Genomic DNA, 16,079 nt, shown 5'->3' with positions numbered 1-16,079 from the left:
CCTACGGGTGACTGTCGAGGTTTTGTGCATGTTCTCCGGCGGGCAGCCGCGGCGATGGCAGCAGTACGACGATGAGTACGGCGCCGAGCGCCACGCAGACCGCGCCCGCCATGAGCCCGCCCGAGTAGCCCATGATGGCCAGCGCGGCCACCCCGATGGCGCCGCCGATCTGCTGGACGGAGGTGAACACGGCCGAGCCGAGACCGGCGTCCTCCTCGGTGGTGCCGTCGACCGCGGTCACGGCCATGACGGGCAGGCTCAGCCCGTTGCCCACGCTCAGAATGAGCATGCCGGGCAGGACGTGGGCGGCGTAGGAGTCGCCCGCCGCCACGCCGGACAGCAGCAGCAGGCCGGCGATGTTGACCAGGAAGGCCAGCAGGAGCGCCCAGCGCGTCCCGATCCTGAGCGAGATGCGGGCGGACAGCCACATGCCCGCCAGGATGCCGGCGCCGTAGGGCAGATAGGCGATGCCGGCCAGGAGCGGGCTGTAGCCGAGAACGGTCTGCACCTGGATCATCAACAGGAACGACATCGCGTACATCGCCATCGAGAACAGCAGGGTCGCCCCGTTGGCGACCGCCCGCGTCCGTGAGGCCAGGAACGATCCGGGCACCAGCGGCGCCACCGCCCGCGACTCGACCACCACGAATGCCACCGCCAAGGCGGCGGAGAGCACGACGGCACCGAGGACGATCGGATCGCTCCAGCCGGTCTCGCCGGCCCGGAGCAGCCCGTACACCAGCGACACCGCGGCACCGGTGCCCAGGACCGCGCCGGGAACGTCGAGGCGGCGCCGGCCGGGCGCGCGGGACTCGGGGACCAGGCGGGGAAGCAGTGCCAGGGCCACGACGACGATGGGCAGGTTGATCAGGAAGATCCAGCGCCAGGACACCAGGTCGGTCAGCGCTCCGGACAGCACCAGGCCCGAGGTTCCGCCCAGGGCCGCGATGCCGCCCCAGATGCCCAGCGCCTTGGCCCGCTCCTCCGGACACGGATACAGCAACGTGATCATCGCCATCGCCGCCGGACTGGCCATCGCGGAACCCGCGCCCTGCGCGAACCGCCCGATCATGAGCTGCCACGGCTCCTGCGCGAGCCCGCAGGCCAGGCTGGCCACCCCGAACAGCGCCACCCCGATGAGGAAGACGCGACGGCGGCCCAGCAGGTCCGCCATCCGGCCGCACAGCAGCAACAGCCCGCCGAAGGCCAGGAAATAGGCGTTGACGACCCAGGGCAACCCGGACGCACTGAAGCCCAGCTCATCGCGGATGCTGGGCAGGGCCACGTTCACCACGGTGTCGTCGAGCACGAGCATGAATTGGACAAGACACAACACGATCATCGGCACCCGACGACGCTATGATCCGCCGCGTTTGGCCACAATCCGCGATGAGGCCAGACTGTGTCGCATGGAGGACATGGGCGCGATCATCGTCGGCCACTTCCCGCTGACCTCGGGGGACTGGATCCCCCCGCACAGCCACACCCGCCACCAGCTCGCCTGGACCCGCCGCGGCGTCCTGAGCGTCAACGTGGGCGAGGTGTACTGGGTCCTGCCGCCCACCAGGGCACTGTGGCTGCCCGCGGGTGTCACCCACGCGACCGGCGCGACCCGCGACGCGGTGCTGTGCAGCCTGTACCTGGCGCCGGAGCGCTGCCCGCTGGACTGGCCCGAGCCCACGGCGGTCGGCGTCGACGGACTGCTGGGCGAGCTGATCGGGTACCTGGCCCGCCTCGACCTCACCGACGACGCGCGACTGCGTGCCGAGGCGGTGGTGCCCGACCTGCTACGTCCGCTGCCCACCCGGCCGATCGACGTGCCGCAGCCCACCGACGAGCGCGTCCGGATGGTGGCGGCCGCCCTGCTGGCGGACCCGGCCGACCCGCGCAGCCTGGAGGCTCACGCCCACGCGGCGGGTGTGAGCAGGCGGACGTTGACGCGCCTGTTCGCGCGCGACACGGGCATGAGCTTCGACCATTGGCGCACGCAGGTACGGCTGCGCGCCGCCCTGCCGCTGCTGGCCGAGGGGCAGCCGGTGTCGCGGGTGGCACACAGCGTGGGGTACGCCACGGCGAGCGCGTTCCTGGCGGCCTTCCGCCGTACGGTCGGCACCACACCCCGGCGCTACCTGCTCAGTCATTGACTCCGATCTTCTTGTGCGCCGCCGGCGTCGATGTGGTCGCAAACCCGCCAGACCATCCCCCGGTCCCGCTGCTGGAATGCTCCCCATGACCATCTTCCATGCCGAGGGATCCTGATCATGAAGACCGACACCGCCTATGGGCGTGAGATGGACGATCCGTACTGCCGATGGCCGGCGGGGGCGGCGACGCTGATGCGCTCCGCGCCATGGCGGCGCCTCGTCGTCCTCGGCGACAGTGTCGCGGCCGGCGTACGGGAGCCGCTGGACGGTTATCGCGACCTGGACGCCGCGGCGCGCGTCGCCGAGGCGCTCAGCGCGGCGCACCCGTCATTCAGCTGGCTCAATCTCGCGGAGCCGGAGTTGCGCACCGCCGAGATCCGCGACAGGCAGTTGGGCCCCGCGCTGGAGTTCCGGCCAGATCTGGTGATCATCTCGGCCGGGGGCAACGACGCCCTGCGGCGATCGTTCGACGAGGAGCGTCTCCATGACGAGCTGACCTCCATCGTCAGACCGCTCGTCGCCCGGGGAGCGCAGCTTGTCATCGTCGGGCTCTTCGACCTCGCGCGATCCGGCCTCGTACGGGATCCCCATGCCGGGCCGATGGCGGAGCGTTTCGACCGGCTGGACGCGGTGACCGGCAGGATCGCGGCGGAGTACGGCGGAGTCCAGGTGGCCAACCACGGTCATCCGCTCGCCGCCGACCCCGGCATCTTCGCCGGCGACCGTATCCACTGCAACGCTCGCGGCCATGCGATAGCGGCGGCGAATCTGGTCGCGGCGCTTGCCGCGCTGCCGGTGGCCGTCGCCGACCAACGGAGGATGTCATGACTGTTGACAATGTTCATCCCGAGCGGCTCGACTTCCGCGCCGATCGTCTCAAGGACCGGCGCATCCTGGTCGTCGGCGGATCGAGTGGCATCGGCGCCGCGGCGGTGCGGCGCTTCGCGCTCGAAGGGGCTTCGGTCGTCACCATGGCGCGGAGGGAGGAACGGCTCACCGAGCTGTGCAAGGAGGTCACGGCGGAGGGCGGCGAGGCGTCGTTCGTCGGGTGCGACGTGACTCGCGAGGAGTCCGTCGCCGAGGCGATCTCGACCGCCGTCGAACGCCTGGGCGGCCTCGATGGAGCGTTCAACGTGGCAGGAGTCGGCGCCGCCGGCCAGATCCACGAGCTTGACGTGGCGGCGTTCGACCGAGTCGTGGCGGTGAACCTGCGGGGCACGTTCCTGGCGATGAAGTATCAGATCAGAGCGATGCTCGCCGGCGGTGGTGGCGCGATCGTGAACACCTCCTCGCTCAGCGGCCTGGTCGCGGCTCCGGAACTCCCCGCCTACGGTGCGGCCAAGTGGGGGGTGAACAGCCTCACGATGAGCGCGGCCGTCGGCTACGCGGCTCAGAACATCAGGGTGAACGCCATCGCCCCCGCGGCGACTCTCAGCGAGATGCTCGAGCGGTGGCTGCCGACCGACGAGGCCAAGAAGGCCATGGCCGTCCAGACACCGTTGAACTTCATCGCCCTTCCCGACGATATGGCGCGCGTGGCGCTGTTCCTCCTTTCGGATGAATCCCGCTGGATCACCGGCACGGTTCTTCCCGTCGACGGCGGAGCCTCCGCCGCCTGATCGCGGTTCCGCCTCATGATGCCTCCGGGAGGGCGCGCAGGGTGCCGGTGGCGACCATCGACACTCCGCCTCCGACGGTGACCCGTTCCACGGCGTCGGGCGTACCGTAGGCGGTGATCGCGATCCTGCTTGGCCGGCCGGTGAAGCGGCCCTGTGCCAGCGACAGTTCCTGGCCGTCGCGGGCCCGGCCGTGCCGCATCAGGTAGGCGGCCACGCAGCCGGCCGCGCTGCCGGTCGCGACGTCTTCGAGCACGCCGTCGTTGTTCCAGTGCCGGCCCTCGACGGCTCCCGCGTCGAGGACGTAGACGTACTGCGCGCCGAGCCCGCCGAGGAAGCCCTCGAAGTCCGGGTGTGTGATGCGGGCCCGGGCGAGCACGTCGCCGTCGCGCACCGGTACGACGAGATAACGCAGCCCCGTGGAGATGATCTCCGGCGGCAAGGTGTCGTCGAGGTCGGCGGAGGTGAGGCCCAGCGCCGCGGCGACCGGCTCCCGGGGGACGGTTGGCTGGACGAGTTCGGGTCGTCCTTGGTCCAGGAGGGCCAAGACCTGGCCGTCGGTTTCGCCGCGCGTGGTGACGTCAACGTTCCTGGCGCCCAGGACGAAACTCCAGTGCCGGTCTTCGCCGTAGGCGACCCCACTGCTTTCGTGGAGTACGGCCGCCGCGCCCAGCACCGGATGCCCGGCGAAGTCGAGCTCCCCCACCAGGTCGAAGACTCGCGCGTGGACGACGTCCGGCACCTCGGTGGAACGGACGAAGATCGTCTCGAAATGCCGGAGCTCCTGGGTCAGCCTCGCCATCTGGCCCTCGCTCAGCGGCGGAGGGTCGATGAGAACGGCGAGGCTGTTGCCGGTGAAGGGACGGTCGGAGAAGACGTCCACATGGTGGTAGCCGATGTCCATGTGCCAAGACTAGGAGCGGCGGGGGGCCACGCCTGGCATGACTCCCTCCGGCGGGGTAGAGGGCGCGGCATGAGCGGCGACGGATCACATCAGGCGACTCTCGCGGCGCTGGCCGCCAACGTAGGAGTGGCGGTCACCAAATTCGTGGCGTTCTTCTTCACCGGCTCCTCGGCCATGCTGGCCGAGGGCATTCACTCCATCGCCGATACCGGCAACCAGGGCCTGCTGATGCTCGGCCGCCGACGGGCCGCGCGCGAGCCCAGCCCCGACCACCCCTTCGGGTACGGGCGCGAGCGCTACTTCTACGGCTTCCTCGTGTCGCTCGTGCTGTTCTTCGGAGGCGGGCTGTTCGCGCTCTACGAGGGGTTCGAGAAGATCGCCCATCCGCATCCGCTGGAGAGCTGGCCGTGGGCGATCGGGGTTCTGGTGGCGGCGATCGTCATGGAGGGCTTGTCGCTGCGCACCGCCATACGCAACTCCAATCGCGTGCGCGGTGACCGGTCGTGGCTCGGGTTCATCCGCGAGGCGAAAGCGCCTGAGTTGCCGGTGGTGCTGCTGGAGGACACGGCGGCGCTGGCCGGACTGGTGTTCGCGCTCATCGGCGTCGGGCTGACCGTGCTCACCGGCAACGCCGCCTTCGACGGCCTCGGCTCGATCGCCATCGGGCTGCTGCTGGTGGCGGTGGCCGTGACCCTGGCCAGGGAGACCAAGAGCATGATCATCGGCGAGGCGGCCGCGCCCGCCGTACAGGACGCCATCGAGGACATACTGGACGGCGACCCGTCCATCCAGGCTTTCACCCAGGTGCGGACCCTGCACCTCGGCCCGGAGTACCTGCTGGTGGCCGCCCGGGTCACGATGCACTCGTCCGGCGACGTGGACGGGGCCGCGCAGGCGCTGGCGGAGACGGAGCAAAGGATCAAGGAGCGGGTGTCGATCGCGTCGGCGGTGTACCTGCAGCCGACTCCGCCGGGATCAGGTCGCTGACATCAGCAGGCTCTCCGCGCAGTCGACGACGGTCGTGGCGGCGGGCCGGGGACGCCACCCCAGCAGGCGCTGGGCCTTTTCCGAGGTGTGGAGGTGTTTCCGCCCCAGATTCGGCGTCACCGCCCGGACCCCGGGATCGAAAAGCGCGATCAACCGGAACAAGAAGTCCGGCAGCACGCGCGCGGGAACCTTGTCGGCCGGCGCGCCGAGCTTCGAGCGGAGCTCCTTCGCGACGTCGGCCATCCACATGAACTCACTCACCGCGATGAACCGCTGCCCGGCCGCCCGCGTCGAGGTCATCGCGCGCAGGTGCAGATCGGCCAGGTCACGGACATCCACGATGTTGAACCCCAGGCGGGGAACGCCGAGTATGCGCCCCCGCACGAGGCGCCCGATCACCTGCACCGAGCCCAGGTTGTCCGCCGACAGCACCGGGCCGAACACCGCGCCCGGCAGGACCGTCGTCAACGTGGTGGGACCTTCGTAGCTCTCCATGAACCGCCAGGCGGCGCGCTCGGAAACCACCTTGGACTTCCGGTAGGCGTTGAGCCGCTCGCCTTCGATGTCGGTCCAGACGGTTTCGTCGATGACACTGACCTCGCTGCTCGGCGGCGGAGTGGCGGCGGCGCAGGAGGACGTCATCACCACGCGCTTGACCTGGGCCTCGGTGGCGGCCTTCAGGACCCGGAGCGCGCCGTCACGAGCGGGCACGATCAGCTCGTCCGGATCCTTGGAGTTTCCCCCGCCCAGCGGCGAGGCAACGTGCAGCACGTAGTCGCAGCCAGCCACCGCCTCGTCCCAGCCGGCTTCGGACGTCAGGTCGGCGACGAACACCGTCAACCGGCCGCTGGGGTCCACGGGCTTTTTCGCCGGGCTGCGCACGGTGGTGCGCACGGTATAGCCACGCCGCAGAAGCTCGGCGACACACCAGCCGGCGACGAACCCGGTCCCACCCGTCACCAGAACCGTCTCACCCATGGCTCCCCTCCTGTCATTTCATTAGCCGATCGGCTAATGAAATGACAACACAGAGCGGCGCGGCCGTCAACGGGTGGGCTACCATCGCCGCATGTCGCCGACCCGAGCCGAGCAGGCCGAGAAGACCAGGCAGGCGGTCCTCGACACCGCTCGGCGGCTGTTCGTCGAGCACGGGTTCGACGCGACGTCGTTGCAGATGATCGCGGACACGATGGGCGTGACGAAGGCCAACGTCTACTACTACTTCCGCACCAAGATCGAGATCCTGGAAGCGCTTCTCGACGTCAGCATCGCCGCCTTCGACGCGATGCTGGACACGGCCGAGACGATCCGCGGCAAGCGGGCCCGGATGGAGTACCTCGTCGACGGGTTCGTGGACCAGGTCATCGCCAATCGCTCGATCGCACCGCTCAGCCAGACCGATCCGGGCACGCGCCGGCACGACCGGATCAAGCGCACACTCGACGAACAGGCCGAACGCGGCCTCCACCTGCTGTTCGGCGACCAGCCGACAGTGGACGAGCAGGCGGCGTACTTCATGGCCAACGACCTGGGCCCGGCGATCCGGCGCCTCACCCACCTGTCCGACGACGAACTGCGCACCACTCTCAAGCGACTCTGCCTGCGTCTGCTCCGAGCCTGAGACCACCTCCCTGGGCGGCGATCAGTGCCACAATGGGCGGTAATGCCGTCTGACCCCCGTTCTCGCGCGACCGCCTCGCTGTACGGCCTGGCCCTGGGCGACGCGCTCGGCTCCCAGTTCTTCGTCCCCGCCAACCGCCAGGCCCTCACCGACCGGACCCTGCCACCCGCGCCCTGGCAGTGGACCGACGACACCGAGATGGCCTGCTCCATCTACCTGGCCCTGGCCGACCGGGGCGCCATCGACCAGGACGACCTCGCCGCCGGCTTCGCCGACCGTCATGACTTCGACCGCGGCTACGGCCCGGCCACCAACCGGATGCTGCGCCTGGTACGCGAGGGCGGCGACTGGCGCACGCTGGCCGCGGAGTTGTTCGACGGCAAGGGCTCATGGGGCAATGGCGCCGCCATGCGCGTGGCCCCGCTGGGCGCGTGGTTCGGCGATGACCTGCCGCAGGTCGTACGGCAGGCACGAGCCTCCGCCGAGGTCACGCACACCCACGCCGAAGCCGTCGCGGGCGCCATCGCCGTGGCCGTCGCGACCGCCGTCGCCGCCACCCAGCCCGAGCTCACGCCCGGACGGTTCCTCGACCAGATCCTCGACCAGACCCCGCTGAGCCAGGTCCATTACGGAATCGGCGAAGCCCGGCGCCTGCTGACCATCAGCGACCCGGTGCTCGCCGCCCGGGCCCTGGGCAATGGCCGCAACGTCTCCGCCCAGGACACGGTGCCGTTCACGCTGTGGGCCGCCGCCCGCCACCTCGACGACTACGAGCAGGCCTTCTGGACCACCGCCGCGGCCGGCGGCGACATCGACACCACCTGTGCCATCGTGGGCGGGATCGTCGCCGTCCGCACCCCGCTGCCGGTCGGCTGGCCGGCCTCCTGCGAGCCGCTGCCGGCCTGGGCGGGCGCACCGGCTCGGTGAATAATGTGTTGCCCGACGATGATCCGTCCGGCATGCTTCAGGGCATGAAGAACCTCACGAGCGACAAGATGCGACACATGGCCCACCGCCATGGCCGTATGCCCTGGGGTCACTGACGTCGTAGTCGGCGAGCCGCCCAGGACCACACGGTCTGGGCGGTTTTTTGTTTGTCCCGATGGCGGGTGAGGGTGCTGGTGTGCCCGGCGGATTCATAAGCCGCTTCAGGTGGGTTCGATCCCCACACCCGCTACGGGCCTTCGTGGCGCAGCGGAGAGCGCGCCTGCTTGCGGAGCAGGAGGACGCCGGTTCGAATCCGGCCGAAGGCACTGTGGCCGATCCCGAAGCGAACGAGGGACCAAGTTGTGATCTTGGTAAAAGCGGGTTCGAGTCCCGCCGGCCACCCCACGTCGGCGTTACCTGAGCGCGAGGGCTGTCTGTGAGGTGCGGGAGTTGAGCACCGATGATGCGTCATCGTCCGGGTCGGCCGCGAAAAGGGTCACCGCGCAGGCGCCGACCATGATCACGATGAGGATGAGGAGCACGCCCAGCACCAGCGTCGCGGTGCTCGGCGGGTTCTGGCGTGGGACCGCGGACTGGGAGACCGTGGGCGCGGGAGGTGAATAGCCGCCCGAGGCGGCCGAGGCCTGTTCGCCCAGGCGGGCCTCCTCCGCGATGGCGGCGGGCTCGCCGAGGCGGTCCAGGATCGTGTGGATCCCGGCCGCCGTCGGGGGGTGCAGCTCGGCGCGGGCCACCGCGATGTGTTCGCGCAGGTCGGCGATGAGGTCATCGCGCCGCCCGGCGGGCAGCCAGGCGGTCGCGCGGGCGACCTCGGCCAAGTAGTCCTCGACGAGCCGGTCTAAAGGATCGGTTGGGTGGGTCATCTGTACTCCGTTCCGACGATGTGGTCCACGGCGTCGCGGAAGGCGACCCATTCGGACCGGAAGTGGGCCAGCGCCGCCTTGCCGTGGCTGGTCAGCGCGTAGTAGCGCCGGGGTGGACCGGCGGGTGACTCCCGCCAGGTGGTGGCCACCAAGCCGGTTCTGCGCAGTCGTGACAACAGGGGGTAGAGCGTTCCTTCACTGGTCGTCAGGGCCGTCTCCGCGCCGAGCTGGGTGACCAGCTCCACGCCGTAGCGTTCCTCGTTTTCGAGCAGGGCAAGGACGCAGAATTCCAGGGTTCCGCGCCGGAGGGCCGTGGCGAGACCAGTCGGGATTTCCATGCTGTGCATGCTACCTTGCGAAGCAAGGATCCGCGTGTGGCGCGGCCCTCCCGCGGTGAGGGCTACCGGTAGGTCACGATCTTCGAGTTTCCGCCCTGAGCGGGCCGTCGATCCTCAGGCTGGACGCCAACCGACCTCCCGAAGAAGGGCTCCCATGCCGACCTCCTCCGGCCCCTTCAGCGGCCGTACCATCGCCGGCCTCGCCCGGGACCTGCGCGAGGGACGGACCACCTCGACGGCGCTCGTGCGGCTCGCGCTCGACGCCATCGCCGAGCTCGATCCGCTGCTCAACGCGTTCGTCACCGTGGACGCCGCCGGGGCGCGGGCCGCGGCGCGGCGGGCGGACGAGGAGCTGGGCGGTGGCCTCGACCGCGGTCCGCTGCACGGGGTGCCGGTCGGGGTGAAGGATCTCATCATGGTCGCCGGGCTGCCCGCGACCATGGGCTCGCGGCACTTCGCCGGTCACGTCGCGGTGTCCGACGCCGCCTGCGTGGCGCGGCTGCGTCAGGCCGGCGCCGTCATCGTCGGCAAGACGAACACCCACGAGTTCGCGTACGGGCCCACGGGCGATCGCTCCGCGGCCGGGCCGTCGCGTAATCCGTGGGATCCCGCGCGCATGTCGGGCGGCTCCAGCGGCGGCAGCGCGGTCGCCGTGGCGGCGGGCATGGTCCCGCTCGCGCTCGGCACCGACACCGGTGGCTCGGTCCGGATTCCGGCGGCTCTGTGCGGGGTCGCCGGTTTCAAGCCCGCGTACGGGGCGATTCCGGTGGACGGTGTCTTTCCTCTGGCGCAGACGCTCGACCATGTCGGCCTGCTCGCGGGCCACGAGCAGGACTGCCTGGTCGCCTATCAGTCCCTGGTTCCGGGTGGCGCGCGGATGGACGGGCGGCCGTCGAGAGGGGTCGCCTGGCTCGATCCCACCGGCCTGTTCGCCTGCGACCCGCAGGTGGCCCGGACGACCCGTCAGGCCCTGGAGGCGGGAACCGGTCCGCTGGAGGAGCTCGCGATGTCGGCGAACGAGGCGGAGGAACTGCGCGAGACGTACACCGCCATTCAGAGCAGCGAGACGGCGGCGGTGCACGCCGCGCGGCTGGCCGAGGCGCCCGAGCTGTTCGATCCCGAGGTGCTCGAACGCCTGCGTGTCGCCACCGAGATGCCGGGCTGGAGGTACGTACGGGCTGTACGGGCCCGGCCCCGGCACGCCGAGGTCGTCGGCGCGCTGTTCGACCGGCATGACGTGGTCGCGCTGCCGACCGTACCGATCACCGCCCCGTTCCTCGGTCAGCGCGCGATGGAACTGGACGGCGAGCCCGTCGCCGTGCGAGCCGCGCTGCTCGCCTTCACCAGTCCGTGGAACGTGCTCGGTTTTCCCGCGCTGAGCGTCCCGGCCGGAACGGTGCGCGGCCTGCCGGTCGGGCTGCAGCTCATCTGCCGTCCCGGGCGGGAACATCTCCTGTTCGCAGCCACGCATGGAGGCCCGCTGCCCGGGTAGCCGGAAGCGAATGCGGATCCAGGACTGGTTCCTGACGGACCAGGAACGCGGCAATCCGGCGACCAAGCTCGACGCCTGGTCCACGGGCAACGACGTACGCCCGCTCATCCACGGCGCGACCTACTTCGCCGAGCTGAAGACCTGCCTTGAGGCGCTGAACAAGGACGACTTATTGCTGTTCGCCGACTGGCGCGGCGATCCCGACGAGCGGCTCACCGAGGACGGGCCCTCCCTGGGCGCCGCGATGGCGGCGGCCTCGCACAGAGGTGCGCTGGTCAGGGGGCTCATCTGGCGTTCGCACCTGGACCGGTTGCGCTTCAGCTCGGCCGAGAACCGGCACCTGGGCGAGTACATCGAGGCCGCGGGCGGGCAGGCCGTCCTCGACACGCGGACCAAGCCGGGCGGCTCGCACCACCAGAAGTTCGTCATCCTCCGCCACGACGAGGATCCGGTGGCCGACGTGGCGTTCCTCGGCGGCATCGACCTGTGCCACAGCCGCCGCGACACCGCCGACCACCTCGGCGACCCGCAGGCCTGCCCGATGCCGCCCGAGTACGGCCGGCGGCCTCCGTGGCACGACGTCCAGGTCGCCATCCGCGGCCCCGCGGTGGCGGAGGTGGAGAAGGTGTTCTGCGAGCGGTGGGAGGACCCCGCTCCCGAGACCAGGGATCCGGTCAGGCGGCTGCGCGACCACTTCGCCCAGATGGACGACGTTCCCCCGCTGCCCGAGCCGGGGCCGCCGCCGCCTCCGGCAGGCAGGCACGCCGTGCAGCTCCTGCGTACCTATCCCGCCAGGCGCAACGGCTACCCGTTCGCGCCGGACGGCGAGCGGAGCGTGGCGCACGCCTACCAGAAGGTGCTCGGGAGGGTCCGTTCGCTGGTCTACCTGGAGGATCAGTATCTGTGGTCCACGGATGCGATCGAGCCGTTCGCCGAGGCGCTGGAACGCGAGCCCGCCCTGCGGATGATCATCGTGGTGCCCCGCCGGCCCGACCAGGACGGCTGGCTGGCCGGGCCGGCGAGCCTGGTCGGCAGGGTCCACGCGCTGGACCGGCTGCGGCGGGCGGGCGGCGACCGGGTCGCGCTCTACGACCTGGAGAACCATCAGGGCACGCCCGTCTACGTGCACGCCAAGGTCTGCGTGGTCGACGACGTGTGGGCCGGCGTCGGCTCCGACAACGTCAACCTGCGCTCCTGGAGCTACGACTCGGAGCTGAGCTGTGCCGTACTCGATGAGGAGGAGGATCCGCGCGAGCCGCACGGCGCCCGGCGGTTCGCCCGCGAACTGCGCCTGGCGCTCATGAGCGAGCATCTGGACCTGGCCGGGGACGGCACTGAGCTGTGCGATCCCGTGGCCGCGTTCGACGCCTTCACCGAGTCCGCGGCGCGGCTCGAAGCCTGGCACGCCGGCGGCCGCGCGGGGCCGCGACCGCCGGGCCGGCTGCGCCCGCATCCCTCCCCTGAGCTGCCCCGGGTGCGCGGGCTGCTCGCCGCACCGCTCTACCGCCTCGCGATCGATCCCGACGGTCGGCCCGCGTCACTGCGTCGATCCAAAACCTTCTAGGCGGCTTTCTCATCGGCCGCCGGGGCGTCCGGCTCCTCCGGACGGGGTCCTTCGGCGGCGATCATGGCGGACGCCTGGTCGCCCAGGGCGAAGGCCGCCAAGACGATCGACGTAAGGGCACCGAACAGATAGGACAACTTCCGTCGTAGGTTCATGGAGGCCTCCTCGGAGTGGTCGTTGATTATGCGACGACCGTGGTTGCGATCGCCTTGAAGATCGCTTGCGCCAGAGGCCCACCCCTCCTTGATCAGCCGGCCAGGCGCTCCCCTATCCTGTACGGCTCGCGCCGAGGAAAGGGAACCCGAGTGAACGTGAGCCTGCGTCCGGTCCGCGAGGCGGACCTGGAGGTGTTCGAGGAGCATGGGGCCGGCCCGAAGGGGACCGGGGAGCTGCAGTGGTTCGGCCATCGCAGCCTTCATGTGATGCGCCGCGAGTTCGAGGCGAACGGGCTGCTGGGACCCGAAGGCGGCTACCTCACCATCGACGCCCGCAGTGACGTGGCCGGGTGGGTGCGCTGGTCGCAGCGGCTCTGGGGGCCGGCGCACACCTCCTGGTGCTGGACGCTCGCCATCGTGGTCTTCCCGCGTTACCGCGGCAAGGGCGTCGGCAGCCGGGCGCACCGCGACCTCGTGGACTACCTGTTCGCCCACACCCGGGCCGAGCGGATCGAGGCCATCACCGACGTCACCAACCTCGCCGAGCAGGGTGCGCTGGCCAATGCGGGGTTCGAGCGTGAAGGGGTGATCCGGCGGGCCCAGTGGCGCGGCGGGAGCTGGCACGACCAGCTCCTCTACTCCGTGCTGCGCCCATAAACCGATCTCCCCACTGCTGGAGCGACCGCCGCTGAGCTGGTGGTGATACGGAACTGCTCTTGCCCGAGCGTCACCGAATGTAATTAGTGTGTCACGATTGCCGTACGATGTTGGTGTGAATCTGACAGAGTGGGCGCGTGCGCAGGGGGCCGCCCCGCGTACCGCCTACCGTTGGTTCCGTGAGGGCACGTTGCCGGTACCCGCGGAGCGGGTGGGGCTACGCACGATCCTGGTGAACATCGAGGCGAACACCGCACCCGGCGGGATCGGGCTGTGTGCCCGGGTGTCCTCCCACGATCAGAAGGCGGATCTGGAGCGTCAGGTGGCCCGGCTATCCGAGCGGGCGGCCAAGGCGGGGCACACAGTGGCACGGGTTGAGGCCGCCGCGAGTGCAGATGACTGACCCGACGCGACAGCAGAGGCAGATCCGGCCGATCGAGCCCTCGTTCGTGGCGCCCGGCCCATCCGGTGTGGCGATCCGTGACCAGCTCAAGCACCTCACCGACGCCGACGAGAAGGTGTTGCGGCTGGTCGGCGAGCATCTGGGAAGCCTGGCCTCGGCCGATCTGAAGAGGCGGTGCGCGGACGGCAACGCCCACGATGCGCAGCGGTGGGCGGCCCGCAAGCAGGGCTTGACCGCCGCGTCGTCGTCGCGCTGGGCCGGGTCGATCACCAAGGCCAGCCACGATCAGTGGGCGCTGTCGCACCGCTGCCAGGCCGCGCACATCACTGACCTGGAGGCGGCCACCGCGACGATCGCGCACAGGCTGTCTCTTCCCCTACGCCAGAAGGGGACCAAGAAGGCTCCGGGCGGCTACCGCTCACGGCAGGAATGGTTTGAAAAATCCCGCCGCCTGACCACCCTGACCCACCGGCTGGATGCCGCCCGCGCCGACCGGGACAACGGCGTCGTGCATGTGGTGCGCGGCGGCAGACGGCTGGCCAACACCCGGCACAACCTGGAGGCGGCCGAGCTGTCGGTGCAGGAGTGGCGGCAACGGTGGCAGGCCGCCCGCTGGTTCCTGCAGGCCGACGGCGAGTCCGGCAAACGCCACGGCAACGAGACCATCCGCGTCACCCCCGGCGGCGAGGTCTCCATCAAGCTGCCCGCACCGCTCGCCGACCTGGCTAACGCGCCGCACGGCCGGTACATCCTGGCCGCCCGGGTCGCCTTCAAGCATCGCGGCGTCGAGTGGGCCGCCCGGGTGGAGGCGAACCGGGCCGTGGCCTACCGCATCGGCTACGACGTGGCCCGCGACCGCTGGTACCTGACCGCCTGCTGGCAGCGCCCCGTCGTCCAGATCATCCCCCTGCGGGCCGCACGCGCGGCAGGAATGGTCGGGGTGGACACCAACGCCGACCACCTGGCCGCCTACCGGCTGGATGTCCACGGAAACCCGGTCGGCGACCCCCGCCGGTTCTTCTTCGACCTGTCGGGAACCGCCGATCACCGCGACGCGCAGATCCGGCATGCCATCACTCGCCTGCTGCACTGGACGGTCCGCTCCGGCGCCACGGCGATCGGCATCGAAGACCTGGACTTCGCCACGGAGAAAACCCGCGAGAAACACGGCCGGCGCAAACGCTTCCGCCAGTTGATCTCTGGCATGCCGACCGGGAAACTCCGTGCCCGGCTGACGTCGATGGCGGCCGAGCACGGCCTGGCGATCGTCGCGGTCGACCCGGCCTACACCTCCAAGTGGGGCGAGCAGCACTGGCGAACCCCACTCACCACAGCAAACCGCGGCATGACCCGACACGATGCCGCGAGCATCGCGATCGGACGACGCGCTCTCGGACACCCGATCCGGCGACGGACGACACCGCCTCCGCAGCACCAGAGCGATGCTGCGGAGCATCGGACCGTCCAGGCCGCACCGGGCACCCGAGAGCGCCAGGAAACCCGCCACCCCGTCACGGACCGAGCACACGATGCACGCCCCCGGACGCGGGACACAAGAACGCGGGAGACCAGCGCACCCAACACCGTTCGGGATGCGCGCAGTACCGGGATGTGGGTCCAAGACTCACTCCCGGATACTGTTCAGGAACGGTACTTGCCGAGCACCTCGCCGGGTGAGCAGCAGGTCCCGGAAGGCCGCGCGCCCTGCGCGACCTACGGCGTCCTCAGCGGACGCCGCGCGGTCTGAACTGGATGCTGATGCGCGGCCCGGTGGGGCGGGAGGTCTTGGGGATCGCGTGCTCCCACGTGCGCTGGCAGCTGCCCCCCATCACGATGAGGTCGCCGTGGCCCAGGTCGTGCCGGATCGACGCGCCGCCGCCCCGGGGCCGGAGCAGCAGCGGGCGCGGGGAGCCGACCGAGATGATCGCGACCATGGTGTCCTCGGTGCCGCCCCTGCCGATGGTGTCGCCGTGCCAGGCCACACTGTCGCGGCCGTCGCGGTAGAAGCACAGGCCGGCCGTACGGAACGGCTCCCCGAGCTCCTGCCCGTAGCGGTCGTTGAGCGCGCGCAGGGCGTCGTCGAGCGCCGGATCGGGCAGCGGCTCGTCCTCGTCGTAGTAGGCGAGCAGCCGCGGCACGTCGACGACCTTGTCGTACATCCGCCGCCGCTCCGCATGCCACGGCACCACCTCGGACAGGCGGGAGAACAGCTCGTCCGCCCCCGCCAGCCAGCCGGGGCCGACGTCGATCCACGCCCCATGGTCGAGCCGCGTCCTGCGGATCGCCGAGCCGACGATCTCCTCGGCACCGAGCAGAGAAGCTTGGAAAACAGCCGTCATGACATCGAGTGTATGCGATCGTTCAAACATCCATTCGAGTACGGCCTCAGA

The 16,079-nt window shown here is 70.4% G+C and carries 17 protein-coding genes, 2 tRNA genes and 1 pseudogene; 13 read left to right on the top strand and 7 right to left on the bottom strand.

Annotated elements, in window-relative coordinates:
• Window position 1 precedes the first annotated feature (1 nt).
• Window positions 2–1,342: a DHA2 family efflux MFS transporter permease subunit gene (locus AB0B91_RS27475; RefSeq protein ID WP_358326016.1), complete on the bottom strand. Its 1,341-nt coding sequence runs from the start codon at window positions 1,340–1,342 to the stop codon at window positions 2–4.
• A 67-nt stretch (window positions 1,343–1,409) separates the two neighbouring features.
• Between AB0B91_RS27475 and AB0B91_RS27470 the strand changes: the two genes are divergently transcribed.
• The 3 genes from AB0B91_RS27470 (at window position 1,410) to AB0B91_RS27460 (ending at window position 3,763) form a co-directional block, all read left to right on the top strand.
• Window positions 1,410–2,144, top strand: coding sequence for a helix-turn-helix transcriptional regulator (locus tag AB0B91_RS27470; RefSeq protein WP_358325256.1), 735 nt, complete (start codon window positions 1,410–1,412; stop codon window positions 2,142–2,144).
• Between the two features lie 117 nt (window positions 2,145–2,261).
• A complete protein-coding gene (locus tag AB0B91_RS27465; protein WP_358325253.1) occupies window positions 2,262–2,972 on the top strand; it encodes an SGNH/GDSL hydrolase family protein in 711 nt (236 codons plus the stop codon).
• Window positions 2,969–3,763: an SDR family oxidoreductase gene (locus tag AB0B91_RS27460; protein WP_358325250.1), complete on the top strand. Its 795-nt coding sequence runs from the start codon at window positions 2,969–2,971 to the stop codon at window positions 3,761–3,763. The genes AB0B91_RS27465 and AB0B91_RS27460 overlap by 4 nt, the downstream gene beginning before the upstream one ends.
• Before the next feature lie 13 nt (window positions 3,764–3,776).
• Here the strand turns inward: AB0B91_RS27460 and AB0B91_RS27455 are convergent, their stop codons facing one another.
• Entirely contained in the window at window positions 3,777–4,664 is an 888-nt protein-coding gene (locus tag AB0B91_RS27455; RefSeq protein WP_358325248.1) for a PhzF family phenazine biosynthesis protein, read from the bottom strand.
• Window positions 4,665–4,733: 69 nt separating this feature from the next.
• Between AB0B91_RS27455 and AB0B91_RS27450 the strand changes: the two genes are divergently transcribed.
• A complete protein-coding gene (locus AB0B91_RS27450) occupies window positions 4,734–5,651 on the top strand; it encodes a cation diffusion facilitator family transporter (protein WP_358325246.1) in 918 nt (305 codons plus the stop codon).
• On the opposite strand, the gene AB0B91_RS27445 is transcribed toward AB0B91_RS27450, so the two are convergent.
• On the bottom strand, window positions 5,640–6,629 hold the full coding sequence (locus AB0B91_RS27445; protein WP_358325243.1) for an NAD-dependent epimerase/dehydratase family protein: 990 nt from the start codon (window positions 6,627–6,629) through the stop codon (window positions 5,640–5,642). The two genes, AB0B91_RS27450 and AB0B91_RS27445, sit on opposite strands and share 12 nt — an antisense overlap.
• Before the next feature lie 91 nt (window positions 6,630–6,720).
• Here AB0B91_RS27445 and AB0B91_RS27440 point away from each other — a divergent pair, with 91 nt between their 5' ends.
• The 4 genes from AB0B91_RS27440 to AB0B91_RS27425 all read left to right on the top strand — a co-directional run bounded on the left by AB0B91_RS27440 (window position 6,721) and on the right by AB0B91_RS27425 (window position 8,525).
• Entirely contained in the window at window positions 6,721–7,272 is a 552-nt protein-coding gene (locus tag AB0B91_RS27440; protein WP_358325240.1) for a TetR/AcrR family transcriptional regulator, read from the top strand.
• A gap of 42 nt (window positions 7,273–7,314) precedes the next feature.
• Window positions 7,315–8,199, top strand: a complete 885-nt coding sequence (locus AB0B91_RS27435) for an ADP-ribosylglycohydrolase family protein (RefSeq protein ID WP_358325237.1) — start codon at window positions 7,315–7,317, stop codon at window positions 8,197–8,199.
• A gap of 177 nt (window positions 8,200–8,376) precedes the next feature.
• Window positions 8,377–8,449: transfer RNA gene (locus tag AB0B91_RS27430), tRNA-Ile, on the top strand.
• A gap of 3 nt (window positions 8,450–8,452) precedes the next feature.
• Window positions 8,453–8,525: transfer RNA gene (locus tag AB0B91_RS27425), tRNA-Arg, on the top strand.
• Window positions 8,526–8,612: 87 nt separating this feature from the next.
• Here AB0B91_RS27425 and AB0B91_RS27420 read toward each other — a convergent pair.
• Complete coding sequence (locus AB0B91_RS27420) at window positions 8,613–9,080, bottom strand: hypothetical protein (RefSeq protein ID WP_358325235.1); 468 nt, start codon at window positions 9,078–9,080, stop codon at window positions 8,613–8,615.
• Window positions 9,077–9,418, bottom strand: coding sequence for a PadR family transcriptional regulator (locus AB0B91_RS27415; protein WP_358325232.1), 342 nt, complete (start codon window positions 9,416–9,418; stop codon window positions 9,077–9,079). The genes AB0B91_RS27420 and AB0B91_RS27415 overlap by 4 nt, the downstream gene beginning before the upstream one ends.
• 154 nt (window positions 9,419–9,572) lie before the next feature.
• Here AB0B91_RS27415 and AB0B91_RS27410 point away from each other — a divergent pair, with 154 nt between their 5' ends.
• Both AB0B91_RS27410 and AB0B91_RS27405 read left to right on the top strand, forming a co-directional pair.
• Entirely contained in the window at window positions 9,573–10,910 is a 1,338-nt protein-coding gene (locus AB0B91_RS27410; RefSeq protein WP_358325230.1) for an amidase, read from the top strand.
• 10 nt (window positions 10,911–10,920) lie between these two features.
• Window positions 10,921–12,474: a phospholipase D family protein gene (locus tag AB0B91_RS27405; protein WP_358325227.1), complete on the top strand. Its 1,554-nt coding sequence runs from the start codon at window positions 10,921–10,923 to the stop codon at window positions 12,472–12,474.
• Here the strand turns inward: AB0B91_RS27405 and AB0B91_RS27400 are convergent.
• A complete protein-coding gene (locus AB0B91_RS27400; RefSeq protein ID WP_358325224.1) occupies window positions 12,471–12,629 on the bottom strand; it encodes a hypothetical protein in 159 nt (52 codons plus the stop codon). The two genes, AB0B91_RS27405 and AB0B91_RS27400, sit on opposite strands and share 4 nt — an antisense overlap.
• 156 nt (window positions 12,630–12,785) lie before the next feature.
• Between AB0B91_RS27400 and AB0B91_RS27395 the strand changes: the two genes are divergently transcribed.
• The 3 genes and pseudogenes from AB0B91_RS27395 to AB0B91_RS27385 all read left to right on the top strand — a co-directional run bounded on the left by AB0B91_RS27395 (window position 12,786) and on the right by AB0B91_RS27385 (window position 15,436).
• Window positions 12,786–13,286 (top strand): GNAT family protein, encoded by a 501-nt coding sequence (locus AB0B91_RS27395; protein ID WP_358325221.1) that lies wholly within the window; start codon window positions 12,786–12,788, stop codon window positions 13,284–13,286.
• Between the two features lie 115 nt (window positions 13,287–13,401).
• Window positions 13,402–13,623 (top strand): annotated as a pseudogene (locus AB0B91_RS27390) (IS607 family transposase); the annotation flags it as partial.
• A 58-nt stretch (window positions 13,624–13,681) separates the two neighbouring features.
• A complete protein-coding gene (locus AB0B91_RS27385; protein ID WP_358325218.1) occupies window positions 13,682–15,436 on the top strand; it encodes an IS200/IS605 family accessory protein TnpB-related protein in 1,755 nt (584 codons plus the stop codon).
• On the opposite strand, the gene AB0B91_RS27380 is transcribed toward AB0B91_RS27385, so the two are convergent.
• Window positions 15,414–16,028 (bottom strand): alpha-ketoglutarate-dependent dioxygenase AlkB, encoded by a 615-nt coding sequence (locus tag AB0B91_RS27380; RefSeq protein ID WP_358325216.1) that lies wholly within the window; start codon window positions 16,026–16,028, stop codon window positions 15,414–15,416. The genes AB0B91_RS27385 and AB0B91_RS27380 overlap by 23 nt on opposite strands.
• Between the last annotated feature and the right edge of the window lie 51 nt (window positions 16,029–16,079).

Origin of the sequence: Nonomuraea sp. NPDC049141 (assembly GCF_040648415.1) — a bacterium.
Lineage (GTDB): Bacteria > Actinomycetota > Actinomycetes > Streptosporangiales > Streptosporangiaceae > Nonomuraea.
The sequence above is the reverse complement of the archived record's forward strand: the minus strand, read 5'-3'. Positions and strand labels throughout refer to the sequence as shown.